The organism is Rhizobium sp. Leaf341 (assembly GCF_001424325.1).
Lineage (GTDB): Bacteria > Pseudomonadota > Alphaproteobacteria > Rhizobiales > Rhizobiaceae > Ferranicluibacter.
Genome location: NZ_LMPE01000014.1, coordinates 71,686 through 88,928 on the forward strand (window position 1 = coordinate 71,686; position 17,243 = coordinate 88,928).

Genomic DNA, 17,243 nt, shown 5'->3' on the forward strand with positions numbered 1-17,243 from the left:
GGCCGCGGCGACGCGTCCTGACGCGCGGCCGCGGCCCCCCGGTCATGTCCTGTAGACCACCTCGATCATGGTGTGCCCGTCGAGGCGCGGAAGCGTGAAGGAGACGGCCTTTCCTGTCTCGACGAAAGCGAGATCAGGACCGGCCGGGACGATGCGGATCGCGTTGACCGGGGCATCCGTTCCAAGCGAGACCGCGACATCGAAAAGGGGCGTGATGTCCTGAATCGGCTGGATATTGGCGTCCCAAAGGTGACCGCGAAGCGCGGGTGTCGCATGCAGCAGGTGCACGACGTCACGACCCTGCGCGGGTTGGCGACGGACGGTAACCCTTCCGGCTCTCGGCAGGCTGGTCGTAACCAGCTTTTCCCCGCCGAGCGCATATTCGATCGCGCGCTCCGCCATCTCCAGCATCCGGACGGCGCCGACCTGATGATAGATGCCGAAGATCGGATGCGCGAGATAGACGATATTGCCCTTGCGCACGCCCGAGCAGTAAGGCGAGGCCTCGGGCCGGCTCGGGGCGTGGATATGACCTGAGAAATGGCGGGGTGTGCGGTCGAAATAGGGCTCGTACACGGCACCGAGTGGCTGGCCGTCCCTAGCCGTTATCCGTTCGGAGGGCCGGTACATGAAAAGCGGCTGATCGATCCCGTCGGCCTGCAGCGACGGAATCGGCAGGCAATAGTCGCCGCCCGTCATCAACGAGGTGCCCTCCCAAACGGCGCCGAGATCAAACACGAATCCGCGTTCGGGATCGATGCCGCTACGCCCGGTCAGGAGCACCCGGCCGCCGGCCGCCGCATAGTGCTCGATGCGGACGCGCAGAGCGTCATCGACCGGGACCGCATCCGGGAGGATCAGGAGGCGATAGGGCGAAAAGTCGCTGTCGAGGTCAAGCACGTCGAAGGTCAGGCCGGCTTCGAGAAGCACGCGGGATGCACCATCATCGGCGACGCTGTCGCGATCGGCTTGGGGCCCCGGCTTTTCGACCGCCTGAAGCGAGAGCAGTCCGATATCGGCGCGATTGACCGAGGCAAGGCACCAGGGCTCCCGCGCCTCGACCCAGCGATAGGCCGGTGCGATGATCGCCATCGTCGCCGGGTCGAGCGCGCCTGTCGGGTGCAGGTGATCGCCGATGGAACAGCGAGCGCCATGGGCCAGCATGGCGCCGCATTCATAGATCAGGGCCTCGGCGCGCTTGTAGCCGCCGACTTCGCCCCAGGTGAAATGGAACTTGCCGGTCATGCCGAGGAAGTCGAAGCCGATCGGATCGACATAGCGGGCGCTCAGAGGGAAGTGATCATAGCCCCAGCCGGCCGTCGGCAGGGATTCAAGCTCGAGATGGCTGTAGAATCGGTGGTAATGCTGCCGCTGGCCGCGCCGGACGTGACCGGAATTGAAAAACAGCGGCATGGCCTGATCATGCCGGCGGACGGCAGCCGTCACCGCTTCGTAATAGGCCTCTGTCGAGTGCCCGACGAAGGTTTCGAGATCGCCGGGATCGGTCCAGTCGAGCCCGAGCCCCTCCATCTTCGCACGCGCCGCAACGGAAAGGGTCGGCATCTGGAAGGAGATGTCGAGAAAAATGCCGTCGGCATCGCCATACAGGCGCATGACCTCGTCCACCTGTCGGCAGAGATAGTCGAGATAGGGTGTCGAGAAATCGAGAAAGGCCCATCCGGTGGGCTCGTTGCGCGATTGCGGAAGGACACCGCCCGGCGAAACGATGCGCCATTCCGGATGCATCTCCGCTGCATGTTCGTCCCAGGCCGCAGACAGATACACGGGCGCCTTGATTCCGCGAGAATGCAGCGCGTCGATCTGTCCGCGCAGAAGATCGAAGCCGAGGCCCGGATGCATGCGCCCGATTTCCGTCGGGTGGTAGGACAGCCCATGATGGCATTTGGAAAACAGCGTGACGGAATCCACATGCGCCGCGCGGAAGCCATCCGCGAAGGCCTGCGGATCGAACCGCGAGCCGATGCCGTCGATCAGGCCGGACGTGTGGAAGTCGAGATGAATCTGGCGAAAGCGCATGGAGCCTCGGTCATGTGGGTTCAGGTAGCCTGTCAGTCAGGCCGCGTGTGTCGCAAACCGCAGCGTCTGGCCGTTGCGGTCGAAGAGGTAGATCGCGGCGGGATCGATCGAGAGCGTCAGCGGGTCGCCGGGCCGCATGTGGCACTGGCTGGAGCGGTGCACCGCGAGGTACCCGTCCTGTGATTCGGAATCGTAGGTCTGCAAGGTGCCCGCATCGGCATAGATCAGGGTCTCTCGGCCGAGGCTCTCCAGCACGGCAACGTGGGCCTGAAGGGTGATCCTGCCTGGCACGGCCGAGCCCGCGCGGTCCGGACCCAAAGCGTCTTCATCGAAGGCGGTGGCACCCAGTGCCTCTGCCCGCACTCCGAGCGTGACCGCATCACCGATGATCGGAGGGGCAAGCCCGGTCTCTGTCTTTAGGGTGACGGGCCTTTCCAGTCCGTCCACCGTCACGGCAAGGATCCCCTCGGCGCTTGCCGTGACGCACCCCTCCAGGAAGTTCATCCGTGGAGAGCCCAGGAAGCCGGCCACGAAGCGATTTGCCGGGCGATTGTAGAGGTCCAGCGGCGGGCCAACCTGCTCGATGCGACCTTCGTTCATCACCACGATCCGGGTTGCCATGGTCATGGCTTCCGTCTGGTCGTGCGTCACGTAGACCATCGTCGCTCCGAGATCGGCGTGCAAACGCCCGAGTTCGACGCGCATCTGCGATCGGAGCGCGGCGTCGAGGTTCGACAGTGGTTCGTCGAAAAGGAAGATGTCGGGCGCGCGGGTGATGGCCCGGCCAATGGCGACGCGCTGCTTCTGTCCGCCGGACAGCTGTTTCGGTGTCTTGCCGAGATGCTCCTCTATTCGAAGAATACGGGCGGCTTTTGCGACGGCATCCCGGATGTCGGCCTTGGATCGGCCCGCCATCTTCAAGGCAAATCCCATGTTCTCTGCAACCGTCATATGTGGGTAGAGCGCATAGTTCTGAAACACCATGGCGACCCCACGACTGGATGGCTCTGCATGGGTGATGTCGCGGTCGTCGATGCGGATCGCGCCGGAGGTTATCGTCTCCAATCCGGCGATCGCGCGCAGCAGTGTCGATTTTCCACATCCGGACGGCCCGACGAGGACGATGAAGTCGCCGGGATCCGCGTGAAAGCTGACGCCCTTGATGGCGGTGAAACTCTCATAGGATTTGATCACGGTATCGATCTGGAGACGGGGCATGACGATCCTATTTTCCAAGTCCGGACATCGATCGGACGAAATGGCGCTGGCCGAGAACGAAGACCACGAGAAGGGGGAGGGTTGCGATCGAAAGGCCTGCCATGAGGGCCGGCCAGTCTGCACTGTATTGGCCGATAAGGCCGTAGATGCCGACCGGCAGCGTGCGCACCCGTGTCTCCGTGAGCAGCATCAGCGCCAGGATAAATTCGTTCCAGGTGAACACGGCCTGGAAAATGGCGGCACTCGCGACGACGGGGCCCGAGAGGGGCAGGACGATGCGCCGGAATACCTGGAACCGGTTGCAACCGTCCAGCCTTGCGGCCTCTTCCAGTTCGCGGGGAAATTCGAGGAAGAACGCATAAAACAGCATGGTGGTGAAGGGCACCCCATAGGCCGCATAGGGAATGACGATGGCGATCCGCGAGTTCAGCAGGCCTGCGGTGGAAAGAAGCTGATAGAGCGGGACGAGCACGCTCTGCACAGGCACGGCAAAGCCGGCAACGATCATGACGTAGACAAGCTTCATCCAGACAGAGGGCGTGCGCGCGAGCACATAGGCCGCAAGGGCGCTCACCGCGACGATCAGGGTCACCGACATCGCAGTCACGATCAGCGAGTTGACGAGGAAGCCTCCGATGCCGATGGCCCAAGCCCGCTCGAACGCGGCAAAGGTCGGCGATTTCGGCAGGTCGAGCGGTCTTGTGAAGATCTCTGCCTGCGTCTTGAAGGCGGCAACGAACATGAGGCAGAGTGGAGCAAGGACGAAGAGCGTCCAGGTCGTCATGATGACATGCAGGCCGGCGGAAACGAGGCGATACCGCGTGTTCATGGGCGAGCCGTCCTCATGTCGTGCGCGACAGGCGCAGCTGCAGCCAGCCGAAGAGGACAGCGATGGCGAGCAGCACCACCGACATGGCATTCGCATAACCTATGTTGCCGAGCCGAAAAGCCTGAAGATAGGTATAGGTTCCCAGCACCTGGGTCGCGTTGGCAGGCCCGCCGCCCGTCGTCACGAAAACGAGGTCGAACACTTTCAGGCCGCCGATGATGGTGATCAGCGTGCCCACGATCAGGATATTGCGGATGCCCGGAAGCGTGATGTAGCGGAACGCACGCAGACCTCGGCAGCCGTCGAGCGCCGCGGCTTCATAGAGCTCCCGCGGGATCGCCTGCAGGCCCGCAAGGACCAGGATCATCTGGAAGCCGACGTTCTGCCAGGCGGCGATCACGAGCAGGAAGGGAAGCGAGATCCCGGGGTCGCCGAGCCATCCGAGCCGTGGTGGCCGAAAGCCGAGCGATTTGACGATTGCGTTCAGCGGGCCGACCGTTGGATCAAGGATCAGGATCCAGACGAAGGCAACAGCAATCGAGGATACCACCACCGGCATGAAGATGATGGTGCGATAGACCGTGTTGCCCCGGCGAATGCCGCGATCGAGGATCGCTGCGAGCGCGGTTCCGATGCCGATCTGCGTGATGATCGAGCCGACGATCAGGAACGCATTGTTGCGGAGCGCCGTCCAGAACACGGGATCGCCTGCAGCCGTCACGTAATTGCCGAGACCGACAAATGCCCAATCGCGCGCGGTGACGGTGAATGCAAAGAAGGATCCGACGATGGCATAGACTGCGGGCGCGAGAATGAACAGGCCGACAAGGGCGAGTGCGGGCAGGAGCATGGCAGCACCGAGCAAATCTGGGCGACGCGTATCGGTCTTGCCCATGCCCGTACTGCCCATACCCGTACTGCTCGTGCCCGTCTTGTGCATGTTCGCCTTGCGCGGAACGCGGTGCGGCTTCTCCGGAGGCAGGCTCGGTTGTTCCCGCCCGTCGCTGTGTTGCGGTACCGGCTGCGTCATGGTGGTCACCGCCGATCCGCGCGCGACTACTTCGCCGCGAGCTTCGCCTGGGCGGACAGCGCCGCCTGCCGGATCTGCGTGACGGCCTCGGCCGGCGTTGCGGTTCGGTTCAGAACCTCGACCGTCGCGTTCAGATAGGCTTCGGCCACGGTGGCATCGAGCAGAACATCCAGGACGTTGACGCCACGGGTGAAAGTGCCCATGTCGGCAACGATCGCCTTGAACTGGGGCGTGGCGTCAGGAACGCTGTCAATCAGCGTCGGGTTCGACGGCAGGAGCTTCGTCATTTCGGCGAATTTCGCGCCCTGCTCGGGCGAGACAAGAAAGCTGATCCAGGCCACGGCTTCCGCAGGATGCTGCGTCTTGCTCGACACCTGAAAGCCTTCTGGCACGAGGAAATTCGCACCGGCATCGCCCTTGCCGCCCTCGACCAGCGGCAGGCGGAAAAAGCCGTAGTTCGTGAAGCCCGCGGCGTCGAGCCCTGCCGTGCACCAGGTGCCGCAATACTCCATCGGGGAAGCCTGCGTCGCAAACATCGCGTCCGCGACCGTGTATTCCGTGGCATTCGGCGCTTCCTCGAAGCATCCGGCGTCCTGCAATTTCAACAGTTCGTCGAACGCCTTGGCATAGCCGGGATCGGTGAAGAGGGCCTCGGCGGGCCGCGAGAGATCGTAGTCCGCGGCCGTGCCGTCCACGCCCATCACGCGTTCGTTCAGCGTCGTCATCCAGTGGATCGCCTTCCAGCGCGTCTTGTTGCCGAGCGGCATCGGCACGGTGTCCGGGTTGATGGCCCGCACGGCCTTGCAGAGCCCAGCCAGCTCCCCGAGGGTCTTGGGAACGGCGAGACCATGCGCCGAAAAGTAATCCTTGTTGTAGAAGACATATTTGCTGACGGCGTCGGCCGCGGCGCCGTACAGCTTGCCGTCGTAGCGGAACGCATCCAGAAGGCCTTCGCCGAGCTCCGTGCCAAAACCGCCCTGGGCCATCGCGGACTCCGTGACGTCCAGCGCCAGTCCGTCGCGCACCAGGCGTTTGGCGGCATCCCCAGACCAGTTGAAGAAGACGTCCGGCGCGTCGGAGCCGACGAGCGCCACGGGCAGGCTGGTCTTGTAGGCGTCGCCCGGAAACGTCTGATGGTCGATCGTGACGTTCGGATGGATTTTCCTGAAGGCTTCGGCCGCCTGGGCAATGAAGGCGGGATAACCGGTGTTGTCCAGTGTCCACATCTTGAGCGTGATCTCTTCGGCCTGGGCCGCAGGCAGGGCGCCGATCAGAGCAGGAACGATGACGCTCGCCGCCAAGGCAAGCAGACGAAGACCGTATCGCCGAAGGCCATGTTTCAAAGGGGTCATATCACCATCTCCAGGGCCGATGCGAACGGTACGCTTGGTAAATCAAACCGTTTCGATTAGGAATTATGCATGTCTTAAATTAGCGTGCAAGCATCGAACATCGCTCAAACAGATAAAACAGAGGGCCAGGCCGTTCGCATCGTCGATCGCCGGGACATCCCCCGGGATAAAGAGCAGACGCAACGGTTCGACGGAGATGATGATGGCAACCATACGCGATGTGGCAAAGAAGGCCGGCGTGGCGATCTCGACCGTCTCGCTCGCGATGAATGGAACCGGCCCCGTCAGCGCCGAAACGTTGAAGCGCGTTCAGGATGCAAGCGCGGCTATCGGCTATACGCCGAATGGTCTGGCGCAAAGTCTCAAGCGCGGACACAGCAAGCTCGTCGGCCTTGTTCTCGGCGACATCGGCAATCCCTTCTTCAGCCGGTTGCTCCGGGCGCTGGAGACTGCGCTGTCGGAGACGGATCACATGGTGATCGTAGCGGAGACGGCGGCACACCCGGAACGCGAACGCAACACGATCGAACAGCTCCGGCGACACCGCGTCGGCGGCATCCTGATGGCGCCGATGATGAATGATCCGGCCTTCGCCCTTTTCCTGCGTCGGCTCGATATTCCAGTGGTCTTGATCGATCAGAACGTCGAGGGCGCTGACCGGGATTTCGTCAGCTCGGACAATGCGCTGGCGACAATGATCCTGACGGAGTATCTTCGGCGCCTCGGTCATCGGCGGATCGCCTTCATCGGCGGCGACCCCGTGCAGGGGACGGCCGCTCTCAGACTCAAAGGCTTTCGCGAAACAATGGCAGCGGCGGGCCTGCCGGTCGATCCCGCCTTGGAGGTCGTCGCCGATTTCAGCGGTGAAAAGGCGTATGACCATGTCGTCCGCTTGATGTCCCGGCCGCAACGTCCGACCGCGCTGATTGCCGCGAGCAATCTTATGGCGCTCGGTGCACTGCAGGCTATCCATGACCTCGGTCTCGACTGTCCGGGCGACGTATCGCTGACCGGCGTCGACGATGTGCCTTGGGGAAACGTCGTCAGGCCGCGCCTGACAATAGCGGCTCAGCCGGTCGAAGAACTCGCCCAAAGGGCTGCAACCTTCCTGACGGAGCGCATGAAGCTGCGGGGCTGCGCGGGGCTGCCGCCTCGCACGCACATCGCCATCCCGAAGCTCGTCCTCGGCACCTCCTGTGCGCCACCCCGGGGCGAGGGCGGCTGATGCGGCGTGTCGTCCGGCCGGGCGGGTCCGAGGGGACGCGCCCGGCCTTTCATGCAGTTATCCGTTCCGTCCGTCGACCGCCCGGCCCATCATGTCGGAGAAGCCGCGGGCGCCGGCGGGGGTGATCGTCAGCGTCCGGCTGTTCGGCGTCCGCACCACCCAGCCAAGGGCGAGGGTGCGCGCCAGAAGGGCCGCGCCGATCTGGCCCGCGAGATGCGGCCGGCGCTCGCTCCAGTCGAGGCAGAGGCGGCAGAGCGGACGCGTCGATCGGCTGGTCGGAGCAAGATCGATGCCGAAGTCGCAGAAGAAGCGGTGGCCCGCGTCCGAGACAACGCCCACGCCGTCGGACCGGTGCAGAAAACCGCGCTGCTGAAGGGCGGCGGTGAGGTCGACGGCAAGACGGCCGGCCATGTGGTCGTAACATGTCCTGGCCTGCCGCATGGCGGCGTCGCGCGGGCCGTGGCGCCGGGCCGGAAAGGCGGGCGGAGGCGGCGAAAGCGCCATGAGCCCTTCCAGGGCCTGTGCGACGGCGGCGGAGGCCAGCCGGAAATAGCGGTGGCGCCCCTGTCGCTCGGCAACCACCAGCCGGCCGTCGAGCAGCTTGGCAAGATGCCCGCTCGCCGTCTGCGGCGTGATGCCGGCCTGGGAGGCCAGTTCGCCGGCGGTCAAGACATCTCCGCCGATCAGCGCGGCGAGCATGCTGGCGCGCGCCGGGTCACCCATGAGATGGGCCGATTGCGCGATCATGTTGCCGGTGGGATGGTCGATCATGGCGGAAGATTACCGCTTTGCCGGCCACGTGTCAGGCCCGGACGTTTCGGCGATCACCGAAGCGTCCGGGCCTGAAAACCTGTAAGGGTTCGTCCATTGCCATCAACGATCTGGACACGACATGCCCGTACCGCAGCCCCGCCTTGCCGTCAGCCTCTTGATGCTTCTGGCGCTCGCAACACTCTGGGGCGGCTCCTATACCTTCATCAAGATCGGCGTTACCACGATCCCGCCAATCACGCTGATCGCCGCACGGACGATCCTTGCGGGCAGTCTGCTGTTTGTGGTTCTGCGCCTGCGCGGGCTGAGCCTGCCGACGGACCGGCGCAACACCCGCCGTTTCCTCATCCAGGCGGCGCTGAACGCCGTCCTGCCCTTCACGCTCATTGCCTGGGCGGAGCAGCATGTGGATGCGGGGCTGGCCGTCATCCTCAACGCCCTGACGCCGGTCTTCGCCTTTCTGATCAACGCCATCGTCACGCGTCATGAAGCCGTGACCGGCCTGAAGCTGTTCGGCGTCGCCCTTGGGATCGGCGGCATCTGCCTCGTGGTCGGTCCGGCGGCCCTGACCGGCGTCGGCACGGATGTCGTCGCGCAGCTTGCCATCGTCCTTGCCGCGGTCGCCTATGGCGGCGCCGTCACGTTCGGGCGGACTTTCCGCGATCTCGACCCGATGATGCCGGCCGCGGGATCCCTGATCTGGGGCGGCGCGATCCTTCTGCCCGTCAGTCTCGTCATCGATCAGCCCTGGACGCTGGCGCCGGCCCCGTCGTCGATCGCGGCTCTCGTCGCCCTGTCCGTCTTTTCGACGGCCTTGGCCTTTGTCCTCTATTTCACGCTGCTGCAAAGGCTCGGCTCTGTCGGCACCACAGCCCAGGCCTATCTTCGCGTGCCGATCGGCGTCGGTATCGGGGTCCTCCTCCTGGGGGAAACGCCGAGTCCGAACGCGTTGCTCGGCCTGGTGTTCGTGGTGGCGAGCGTCATCGCCATGACGATGCCGCAGCGAAGACAGGGTGCGTGAGAATGAGAGAGGCGCCACCCGCGTCCCCCGTCATTCCGCTTGCCTAAAGCGCGTCTCTGCCGTGCGCGCGGCCCGGCACGTCCTGTTGCGGAGAGCGCGTGGTTTCGCGAAACGGTGTCGGCGGTAAGGTCGGGCTCATGCATGTCGCCCGAACGTGTGCAGCGGTTTCGGGAAACGACATGCATCACAACAAAACCTTCAAGCGCGTTGCGTGAATCCTTTTTTCCGCAACGCGCTTAGAATGCGATGTTCTCGCGGAAGATCGGCGGAATCTCGATCAGCGCTTCCTTTGCCTTGCCCTGTTCGATGATCGAGAACACGGCGTCCAGCATGCTCTTCACGTCCTGGCGCACCATTTCGATGTCGTCGCCGAGGAGCGCGGCAAAGGGATCCCAGTCGAAGCAGCTCTCTCCACCAACGCTGCAGGCGCACGCGCGAACCCTGCGCGCTGTCTAAGGCCCGCCCCGCGCGGTCGTTGCCGCTGCGGGGTCGCGGGTCGTCGCCCCATCACGCCGTGGCGTGAACGGTCTTGATCAGGGAGATTCCGTCAGGCGCATCAGGCCGTCGAGCAGCGCGGTGCTGACGGGATCATCCGTCAGATGGCTGCCCAGAAGCCGGAACGTTGTCGCCACGAGCTTGCCACGGCCGAGCCGCTTTTCGATGAGAAAGGCTGCCGGCTTGTGGACCCAACCGATCACGACGCCGGCGTGAACGCGGCCGTGAAACTCCCAGGGTCGAAATCCGGTCATGACCTGATGCGGCACGACGTCGTTGAAGGACAGGTCGAGAAGCGGACCGCCCGGCACGTGCGAGAACGGCCCGTCGCGCCTCAGCCAGGAGAAATTGCCGACCCAGTCACCCCTCCAGAGCGACTTGTGCCGGTCCACCAGCGAATAGCCGGGGAAGGTGAAATAGGCACCGGAAATCAGGCCGCCGGCCCCCGGATCGATTTCGATCGACGTCGGTCCGTCCCGCGGCGGCGTGTCGTCGCGCAGCCGGCCCGGCGCCTTCGAGACGATCTGCAGGACGTGGAGGCCGCCATGGATCCTCTCGATCATCTCGGGGGTCAGCCGGTCGGTCACGAAGACCTCCGCCTCCTGGGGTCCCCGCGCGCCGTAGCCGAGACCCGTCAGACGCTGTTCGACGTCCTCACGATCCGTCGCGAAGGCGGGGCTTCCGGTGATCTCGCGTTCGCCGTAGAGCGACAGGGTTTCGGTGTTGGTCGCGAGCGGCGCACCGTTCGGGGCAAGCAGGCGAAAGGCGACCGGCGCGCGCAATGACGTGGCCACCGCCCCCACGGCGATGTCGAGCGAGGTCTCGTAAACCTGCATCGGCCGGATCTCGGGAACATCGACAACGCCCCTCTGGTCTGCGAGCGCCCATTCGAGCCGGCTTCCGGCCGGGACGAGCGAACCGCCTGCCGACAGCGCGAGCTCGAACCGGGCGGTCCCGCCGGAGGCGACCGCATGGGTGACGGTGCCGGGCGCAATCACGACGTCGCCGTTGACCTCCGGAAGCGCGGTGGCGAACACGCGCGGATTGCGCGCCATGTCCATCAGGCCGTTGCCTTCCCAATGCACGTCGGTCAGCTCGGTGACCACGTAGCCGCCGATCTCAGGGTGTCGCCGGATGACCTCGATCTCGTATTTGAGGTTCATGTACTGGTGCCACTGCACCTGCTCGATGAAGGCCGGGAACGGGCCGAACACCTGCGACAGGCCCAGTTCGCGATAGCGGGCCTCGACGCCCTGGGGCAGGGCTGTCCCGTCCGCCCATGTCGCACCGTAGCTCGCCCACCAGGGGTCGCGCCCGTCGTCTCCGCGCAGGCGTGCCGGGTCGGGCAGGCCCCAGACGCCGAACTCGGACAGGATCAGGGGTTCCTTGCCGGTCCGGACCGCTTCGTCGTCGGTCGAGAAGGTCCAGTCCGCGTTCCCGGCGAATTCCTTGCAGAGCAGGTCCCATTCGTCCCGCCTGTCGGTTGCCGTCCGGTAGAAGTGGTAGTCGTTGATGTCGGTCTTCACGTGGTAGTTCGGGAAGCAGGCCGAGTTGTCGACGACGAGCCGCATCGGATCTTCCGCCCGCAGCCAATCGACCATCTCCGAAATCCAGCGGCGCTGTTCGGCGGATTCGCGCAGGCGCGTTCCCCAGTCCTCGTTGATCAGGGTCCATATGACGATCGACGGGTGGTTGCGGTCCCGCGCGAGAATGCCGACCATCGTCTCCTGCAGGCGCCGTGCAGCCGCCGGCGAGAAGGTCTCGATGTTCGGGATCTCCGTCCAGATCAGCATGCCGAGCCGGTCTGCGACCTCGTAATAGCGCGGATCCGGCACCTTGATGTGGCATCGCAGGCAGTTCAGCCCCATGGCCTTCGACTTGCGGAGCTGGTCTTCGAGCATCTCGAGCGAGGGCGGAGTCCCGAAGCCGTCGGGGTAGTAGTCCTGATCGAGCGCGCCGCGCAGATAGAGCGGCTGATCGTTCAGCCAGAGATAGCCGTCGCGCGCGACGAAGCTTCGAAAGCCGAAGGTCGAGACCCGTTCGTCGGCGGCAGCATCGGGCGAGGCGCCCTCCGGCTGCAGCGACAGTTGCGCACGGTAGAGGTTCGGCGCGTCCGGAGACCAGACCGCCGGCGTCTGGATCTGAAGCGTGTGTGCAGCGACACCGGCGGTCGCCTGCACCGTTTCCGTGGCGACGAGGGCGCCGGCAGGATCGGTGACCGTCAAGGTCAATGCGGCGGCGACCGGCTGCGACAAAGTGGCCCGGATGTCCAGCCGGCCCTCCGGCCAGTGCGGATCGAGGCGCAGGCTGCTGATGTGCAGGGCGGGTCGTGCCTCGAGGTGGACGGACTGCCAGATGCCTGCCTGCGGCCCGTACCAGCTCTGCTTGCCATGGGGAATTTCGGCAAAATCGGGCGTGTCCCCATGCCGGGCGGCGTCGGGCAACGTTGCGATGACCTGCAGCTCGTTCTCGTCCCGGACAAGATGGGGCGGCAGGACGATCTCGAACGGGAGATAGCCACCTTCGTGACGGCCGATCTCCGTCCCGTTCAGGGCCACCGAGCAGATCTCTCCGACCGCGCCGAAGCAGACGGCGATCTCGGATCCGGACCAGTCGGCAGGGATCGAGAAGGATCGGCGGTAGGTGGCCGTGCCGAAGCTCACCGCCAGATCCTCGAAGCAGGCCTGCCAGGGTGCGGGCACGCGCGCCTCGCGCCAGATGCCGTCGCTGTCATGGCGGAAGGACCAGACGCCGTCGAGCGAGAGCGCCCGGCGGGTTGGGACATGCGGCAAAGCGGGCTTGGCGAACGAAGAGGACATGACGGTTCCCTGGTGATGGGGCCTTCGGAGAGGCGAAAACATGAAGAGGAGGGCAAGGCTCCGCGACGCCCCTCCACTCCGGGGAGGCGCGCGCGGCAAAGCCCGAGGCTCTGCGATCAGCGATTGCGACGAAGAACGCGCTCGACGCCGGCCTGCATGGCCGACAGTGCGGCTTGCGGTTCGGTGCCGGTCAGCCACATGGCATTGAGGTCGGTGATCATCGCGTTGTAGACCGCCCGCTGGTTCTGGACCTGGGGGAGAGCCGTGGCGTTGGTCGCCGTCGCTGCGAATTCATTGCGGTGCGGCAATGCCTTGAACGCCGCGGAGTCCAGGACGGACTGGCGGACCGAGAGATGGCCGGTGCGCGACCATTCGTAGTTGTTGTCATAGAGGAACTTCAGGAAGGCTTCCGCGGCCTTGGTCTTTTCCGCGCTGCGGTTGTCGTCCTTCGGGATCACCCACATATGGCTGTCGGCCCAGACCTTCTGATTGGCAAAAAGCTGCGGCACATTGGCGACGCGATAGGACTTGAGCGCCGCCTTGCCGCTCTTGGCCTGGCTGTCGTAGTTGTCGACGCCCCAGGTTCCGTTGAGAAGAATGCCGGCCTCGCCGTTGAGGAAGGCCTGTTCCGAGCCTGGATAGTCCAATGCCGGATTGGCCAGTCCCTCGGAATAGATCGCGGAGATCAGCTTGGCCGCGTTGAGCCCCTCGGGCGTGTCGATGCTGGCGGCCTTGCCGTCGGCCGAGACGACGTCCACGCCCTGCTGCCACATCAGGGTGTCGAAGAAGCGCACCATCATGCCTTCGGCGCTCTGGGATTCCGACGCGATAAACGTCTTGCCGGTCGCTTCCTTGAACTTCTTGCCCTGGGCGATCAGCTCGTCCGCCGACTTGGGCAGCATGGGCGAGCCATCGGGATTGACCATGTTCGCCTGCTTCATGAGATCCATGTTGACGTGGAACAACAGGGCATGGAGATCGAACGGCAGGGCGTAGATCTCGCCGTTCGCGGTCGCGTTCTTCAATGCCGCGGGAACGAAATCGTCGGACGGAATGCCGAGCTCCTTCAGCGGGCCCGACAGGGGGGTCAGGAGGTCGCGGCCGGAAAAGTTGGGCATGACCGAGGCATGCATGACCGCCACGTCGGGAATGTTGCCCGTCGAATAGGTCGCGGTCAGCTGGTCGTAATATGCGCCCCATTCGACCGTCTGGGTCACCACCTTGGCACCCAGCTTGTTTTCCGCGTTGAACTTGTTGGTCAACACCGTGATGATCCCGCACTCGCCGTTCGCCTTGGAAATGTCGGTGACGGTGCCGTATTCCGTGTTGCACTCGCCAAAGAAGCGAAGAAGCGAGATGTCCACCGCCCCTGCGGAGCCGGCCGAGGCCGTCGTGGCGAGCAGTGTGGCGAGCGCGAGGGCTCGGAATGTCTTCAGGTTGCGCATCATATCCTCCTTGTCGATGCAGATGTCGTCCGTGCGGCCTCCCGCCGCATGAACGTTATTTTCCAGCGTTCATGGCCACGCCGGCCACGATGAAGCGCTGGAAGATCAGGAACAGCAGCATGATCGGCAGGCTGGCGAAGACGGCGGACGCCATCACCGAGCCGAGACCCTCTGAAAATGCGAAGTTGCTCTGGATCGAGGCGAGCCCGACGGTCACCGTGTACATGTCCGCACGCGTGGCGGAGACCAGCGGCCACAGGAAGTCGTTCCAGGCGAAGATGAACGTGAAGAGCCCGAGCGTCGTCAGCGCCGGGACCGAGAGCGGCAGCATGATTTTCAGGAACACGGTCAGCCGGGATGCGTGATCGATTTCCGCCGCTTCCTCCAGCTCCTTCGGAATGGAGCGGAAAAACTGCGTCATCAGGAAGACGCCGATCGGCACGGCCACGCGCGGCATGATCAGGGCGAAATGGGTGTTGTGCAGTCCCCAGCCGGAGATCATCGTGTGCAACGGGATGAAGATCGACTGTTCGGGAACCATCAGGCCGGCCATGACCAGCAGGAACAGGGTCTTCTTGAAGGGGAACCGAAGCCGGGCGAAAGCGTAGCCCGCCATGGACGACACGACCAGCACCAGCGCCGTCATCACCACGGCGACGACGAGGCTGTGCAGCAGCCAGCGCGGCACCGTCTCCATCTTCATGAGGTTGATGTAGTTGTCGAGCGTAAACGGCAGCGGGACAAACCCGGCCGTGGATCGCATCAGCTCCGCATTGGGCTTCAGCGACATCACCACGACCCACAGGATGGGAAGGAGCCAGAGGAGGGCGAAACCCGCCGTCAGGCCGAGGATCACGAGATCGGTGGTGCGGCGGCGGCGGCCGGTTGACATGTCTGCCATCACGCGTCCTCCCGTCGCCCGAGCCACAGCTGCGCCATGGCGAAGCCAAGCATCAGCAGGAACAGTGCAAAGGCCATCGCGGAGGCGTATCCCACCTGCCAGTCGCGGAAACTCGTCTCGTAGATATATTGCACCAGCATTTTCGTTCGGTTGGCCGGGCCCCCTTGCGTCATCAGATGCGGCTGCCCGAAGATCTGGAACTGGCCGACGATCTGCAGCACCAGGACGAGCAGAAGCGTGTTGCGGATGGACGGCAGCGTGATGCGGAACAGGGTGGTCAGGCGGCCGGCATGGTCGAGCTCGGCCGCTTCGTAAAGCTCCGGCGGGATCTGGCTGAGGGCGGCAAGGAACAGGGCCATCGGCAGTCCGACGCCCCACCAGAGGGTGGTCACCGTGAGGGCGGGCATGGCGAATGTCGCGTTGCCGAGGAAGTTGATCGGCGTCGCGCCGAACCATCGGAAGAGCGGAACCAGCAGCCCGTTATCGGCATTGAGAACCATGGACCAGATGAGCGTCACGACCGAGACCGAGAAGACGCTCGACATGAAGAAGATGGATCGCAGGATCCCCTTGAGACGACCGCGCCCATTGACGGCCAGCGCCAGCAACAGCGCCAGCAGCGTCATGCTGGGGACCGTCATGACCACGAAGAGCAGCGTGTTGCCGACGGCCTTCCAGAAAATCGGGTCTGCCCAGAGATCCTCATAATTGAGGACGCCCACGAATTCGCGGAAATTACCCGCAAGTTCCCAGTCGTGGAGGCTCATCCAGAGGCCCTTGAAAAAGGGATAGACCAGCAGAATGCCGTAGGCCACGAGGAACGGAGCCAGAAAGAGGAGTGCGGTCAGCGCCTCCTTCCGGCGTGCCGGCGTTCTAGGCGTCGTCATGTCGCCCCTCCCGCGCAAGCGGCGTTCCCGCGGTGATGGCACGGCCGTGGCCGTCGAACACATGGCGGATGCCGGAGCCGATGGCAAAGCGGATCGCGGCCCCGATCGCGGGCGCCTTGCCGCCGCGCTGTTCCGCGACGATGGCGGTGCCGTCCGCAAGGGTCGCGTAGACCAGCTGCAGGGAACCGAGTTGCTCCACCACGTCGACCGTGCCGGTCAGGCTGCCGGCTTCCGACGGCATGAGGTTTTCCGGCCGCAGCCCGATCGTCACCATGTCTCCGACGCTCGCCGCGCCATCGCTCGCCATGGCGTGCAGCGGGATGCCGCCGGGACCGTCCAGGGTCAGGGCGCCGCCTTCGACGGCCGAAACTCTGGCGGGGATGAGGTTGATGCGCGGCGCGCCGAGGAAGCCTGCGATGAAGCTGTTGGCCGGCCGGTCGTAGAGCTCGATCGGCGTGCCGACCTGCTCGATGCGTCCGGCCCGCAACACGACGATCCGGTCTGCCATGGTCATGGCTTCCGTCTGGTCATGGGTGACATAGATCATCGTCGCGCCGAGCCGATGGTGCAGCCGGGCGATCTCGGTGCGCATCGACACGCGAAGCGCCGCGTCGAGATTGGAAAGCGGCTCGTCGAACAGGAAGACGTCCGGCTCCCGCATGATGGCCCGGCCGATCGCCACGCGCTGGCGCTGGCCGCCCGACATGGCATTGGGCCGACGTTCGAGATAGGGCTCGAGCTGGAGGATGTCGGCGGCCCGGGCAATGCGCGCCTCGATCTCCGCCTTCGGGGTGCCGATGTTCTTCAGCCCGAAGGCCATGTTCTGTCGCGCCGTCATGTGGGGATAGAGCGCGTAGTTCTGGAAGACCATGGCGACGCCGCGATCGCGGGCCGCCTCCCGATTGACGGACCGTCCGCCGATGCGGACATCGCCGTCCGTTGCATCCTCAAAGCCGGCGATGATGCGCAGAAGGGTGGATTTTCCGCAGCCCGAGGGGCCGACAAACACGACAAACTCGCCATCGGCGATGTTCAGGGACACGTCATGGATCACTTGGACGGCGCCGAAACTCTTCGACACCTTCTCCAGGGCTACCTCCGCCATCCACTCCTCCCAGAATGTTTAGTTATATTTTCATGTTTATAACCAAAGTGGCCGAGTTATCAAGTGGTGAACTTGTTGATGAGCGCATCCTTGTGATAAGCGCAGGGA

The 17,243-nt window shown here is 64.5% G+C and carries 13 protein-coding genes; 2 read left to right on the top strand and 11 right to left on the bottom strand.

Features of this window, described 5'->3' with window-relative positions; genetic code table 11:
• Positions 1–42 precede the first annotated feature (42 nt).
• The 5 genes from ASG03_RS14600 to ASG03_RS14620 are packed head-to-tail and all read right to left on the bottom strand — an operon-like array spanning position 43 to position 6,466.
• On the bottom strand, positions 43–2,037 hold the full coding sequence (locus tag ASG03_RS14600) for an alpha-amylase family protein (protein WP_062694130.1): 1,995 nt from the start codon (positions 2,035–2,037) through the stop codon (positions 43–45).
• A gap of 36 nt (positions 2,038–2,073) precedes the next feature.
• Entirely contained in the window at positions 2,074–3,255 is a 1,182-nt protein-coding gene (locus tag ASG03_RS14605; RefSeq protein ID WP_062694132.1) for an ABC transporter ATP-binding protein, read from the bottom strand.
• Positions 3,256–3,262: 7 nt separating this feature from the next.
• The gene (locus tag ASG03_RS14610; protein ID WP_062694133.1) at positions 3,263–4,084 is read right to left on the bottom strand and encodes a carbohydrate ABC transporter permease; all 822 of its coding nucleotides are present in this window, start codon (positions 4,082–4,084) and stop codon (positions 3,263–3,265) included.
• 13 nt (positions 4,085–4,097) lie between these two features.
• Positions 4,098–5,114: a carbohydrate ABC transporter permease gene (locus tag ASG03_RS14615; RefSeq protein WP_210168550.1), complete on the bottom strand. Its 1,017-nt coding sequence runs from the start codon at positions 5,112–5,114 to the stop codon at positions 4,098–4,100.
• Positions 5,115–5,140: 26 nt separating this feature from the next.
• Positions 5,141–6,466, bottom strand: a complete 1,326-nt coding sequence (locus tag ASG03_RS14620; protein ID WP_062694137.1) for an ABC transporter substrate-binding protein — start codon at positions 6,464–6,466, stop codon at positions 5,141–5,143.
• A 202-nt stretch (positions 6,467–6,668) separates the two neighbouring features.
• On the opposite strand from ASG03_RS14620, the gene ASG03_RS14625 reads away from it, so the two are divergent.
• Positions 6,669–7,691 carry a LacI family DNA-binding transcriptional regulator gene (locus ASG03_RS14625; protein WP_062694139.1) on the top strand — a complete coding sequence of 341 codons (1,023 nt, stop codon included), beginning with the start codon at positions 6,669–6,671 and terminating at the stop codon, positions 7,689–7,691.
• Positions 7,692–7,748: 57 nt separating this feature from the next.
• Here the strand turns inward: ASG03_RS14625 and ASG03_RS14630 are convergent, their stop codons facing one another.
• Positions 7,749–8,462, bottom strand: a complete 714-nt coding sequence (locus ASG03_RS14630; protein ID WP_082475783.1) for an ArsR/SmtB family transcription factor — start codon at positions 8,460–8,462, stop codon at positions 7,749–7,751.
• A gap of 121 nt (positions 8,463–8,583) precedes the next feature.
• Between ASG03_RS14630 and ASG03_RS14635 the strand changes: the two genes are divergently transcribed.
• The gene (locus ASG03_RS14635) at positions 8,584–9,483 is read left to right on the top strand and encodes a DMT family transporter (protein WP_062694142.1); all 900 of its coding nucleotides are present in this window, start codon (positions 8,584–8,586) and stop codon (positions 9,481–9,483) included.
• A gap of 533 nt (positions 9,484–10,016) precedes the next feature.
• On the opposite strand, the gene ASG03_RS14640 is transcribed toward ASG03_RS14635, so the two are convergent.
• The 5 genes from ASG03_RS14640 to ASG03_RS14660 form a co-directional block, all read right to left on the bottom strand.
• Positions 10,017–12,797, bottom strand: coding sequence for a glycoside hydrolase family 2 protein (locus ASG03_RS14640; RefSeq protein ID WP_062694144.1), 2,781 nt, complete (start codon positions 12,795–12,797; stop codon positions 10,017–10,019).
• Between the two features lie 116 nt (positions 12,798–12,913).
• Complete coding sequence (locus ASG03_RS14645) at positions 12,914–14,245, bottom strand: extracellular solute-binding protein (protein WP_244475273.1); 1,332 nt, start codon at positions 14,243–14,245, stop codon at positions 12,914–12,916.
• Positions 14,246–14,297: 52 nt separating this feature from the next.
• On the bottom strand, positions 14,298–15,143 hold the full coding sequence (locus tag ASG03_RS14650) for a carbohydrate ABC transporter permease (protein ID WP_062694148.1): 846 nt from the start codon (positions 15,141–15,143) through the stop codon (positions 14,298–14,300).
• Complete coding sequence (locus ASG03_RS14655) at positions 15,143–16,030, bottom strand: carbohydrate ABC transporter permease (RefSeq protein WP_062694150.1); 888 nt, start codon at positions 16,028–16,030, stop codon at positions 15,143–15,145. The genes ASG03_RS14650 and ASG03_RS14655 overlap by 1 nt, the downstream gene beginning before the upstream one ends.
• A complete protein-coding gene (locus ASG03_RS14660) occupies positions 16,017–17,135 on the bottom strand; it encodes an ABC transporter ATP-binding protein (protein ID WP_062694151.1) in 1,119 nt (372 codons plus the stop codon). Before ASG03_RS14660 ends, ASG03_RS14655 begins: the two co-directional genes overlap by 14 nt.
• Between the last annotated feature and the right edge of the window lie 108 nt (positions 17,136–17,243).

What these genes read in the sequence shown, in the direction of transcription:
- ASG03_RS14635 (WP_062694142.1), top strand. Translation starts at nt 8,584, where the DNA reads ATGCCCGTACCGCAGCCCCGCCTTGCCGTCAGCCTCTTGATGCTTCTG.
- ASG03_RS14605 (WP_062694132.1), bottom strand. Translation starts at nt 3,255, where the DNA reads ATGCCCCGTCTCCAGATCGATACCGTGATCAAATCCTATGAGAGTTTC.
- ASG03_RS14630 (WP_082475783.1), bottom strand. Translation starts at nt 8,462, where the DNA reads ATGATCGACCATCCCACCGGCAACATGATCGCGCAATCGGCCCATCTC.
- ASG03_RS14620 (WP_062694137.1), bottom strand. Translation starts at nt 6,466, where the DNA reads ATGACCCCTTTGAAACATGGCCTTCGGCGATACGGTCTTCGTCTGCTT.
- ASG03_RS14625 (WP_062694139.1), top strand. Translation starts at nt 6,669, where the DNA reads ATGGCAACCATACGCGATGTGGCAAAGAAGGCCGGCGTGGCGATCTCG.
- ASG03_RS14655 (WP_062694150.1), bottom strand. Translation starts at nt 16,030, where the DNA reads ATGACGACGCCTAGAACGCCGGCACGCCGGAAGGAGGCGCTGACCGCA.
- ASG03_RS14600 (WP_062694130.1), bottom strand. Translation starts at nt 2,037, where the DNA reads ATGCGCTTTCGCCAGATTCATCTCGACTTCCACACGTCCGGCCTGATC.
- ASG03_RS14650 (WP_062694148.1), bottom strand. Translation starts at nt 15,143, where the DNA reads ATGGCAGACATGTCAACCGGCCGCCGCCGCCGCACCACCGATCTCGTG.
- ASG03_RS14640 (WP_062694144.1), bottom strand. Translation starts at nt 12,797, where the DNA reads ATGTCCTCTTCGTTCGCCAAGCCCGCTTTGCCGCATGTCCCAACCCGC.
- ASG03_RS14645 (WP_244475273.1), bottom strand. Translation starts at nt 14,245, where the DNA reads ATGATGCGCAACCTGAAGACATTCCGAGCCCTCGCGCTCGCCACACTG.
- ASG03_RS14660 (WP_062694151.1), bottom strand. Translation starts at nt 17,135, where the DNA reads ATGGCGGAGGTAGCCCTGGAGAAGGTGTCGAAGAGTTTCGGCGCCGTC.
- ASG03_RS14615 (WP_210168550.1), bottom strand. Translation starts at nt 5,114, where the DNA reads ATGACGCAGCCGGTACCGCAACACAGCGACGGGCGGGAACAACCGAGC.
- ASG03_RS14610 (WP_062694133.1), bottom strand. Translation starts at nt 4,084, where the DNA reads ATGAACACGCGGTATCGCCTCGTTTCCGCCGGCCTGCATGTCATCATG.